Here is a 703-nt window from a genome sequence, read left to right on the forward strand (position 1 = left end):
GGGTGATCCCCGTCAGCCAGGCGGCCACCGAGCCGCGTTCGGGCCGGAAGCCGCTCCGCCCGCGCCACGCGGCGAGGAACACCTGCTGCGTGACGTCCTCCGCCTCGCGGCAGTCGCCCAGTGCCCGCCGGGCGAGCCGGAGCACCAGCGGCGCCCACCGCAGGTACAGCTCGGCCAGGTCCGCCGTGTCGTCCGGCGTGCCCGCATCGCGCGCACCCGGCCGGACCGCTGTGCTCATCGACGAATCGTCAACTCCTCGTGAGGGCCCGGAACATGGCGTCGTACGAACGGAACCGGACGGAGGGGCCACGCTTCCGTCCCCGGACCGGACATCCTCGAAACCCTCGGGGCCGCACCGCAACCCGCATCGTTTGTGCGTCGTATCGTGAGTCGATGGACGAGGGGCGGGTCACACCGCGGGACGGGCAGGACGCGGCGGTGGCGCAGCCGGGGGTCACCACCGGCGCCCTCGCCCGGCGCTTGGGAGTGTCACCGACGACCCTGCGCACCTGGGACCGGCGCTACGGCCTCGGCCCGGCGCGGCGCGACGAGGGCCACCACCGACGCTGGTCGGCGCCGGACATCGCGGTGGTAGAGGAGATGTGCCGCCTCACCTCGACGGGCCTGCCGCCCGCCGAGGCCGCCGACCTGGCCCGCAAACGCCGCGAGAGGGGCCCTGCCGCCCCCGCCGTCGCGCAGCCGC

At 75.5% G+C, this 703-nt stretch carries 2 protein-coding genes; one reads left to right on the forward strand and one right to left on the reverse strand.

The features are described from left to right. The coding region (locus G3I40_RS43525) for a sigma factor (RefSeq protein ID WP_275410340.1) at positions 1-238 on the reverse strand (238 nt) is incomplete at its 3' end. Positions 239-393: 155 nt separating this feature from the next. Here G3I40_RS43525 and G3I40_RS43530 point away from each other — a divergent pair. Continuing rightward, positions 394-703 (forward strand): MerR family transcriptional regulator (locus G3I40_RS43530; protein WP_164560315.1); only part of this gene is annotated, 310 nt, incomplete at its 3' end.

Source organism: Streptomyces sp. SID14478 (assembly GCF_010548525.1).
In the GTDB taxonomy this organism is placed as follows: Bacteria; Actinomycetota; Actinomycetes; order Streptomycetales; family Streptomycetaceae; genus Streptomyces.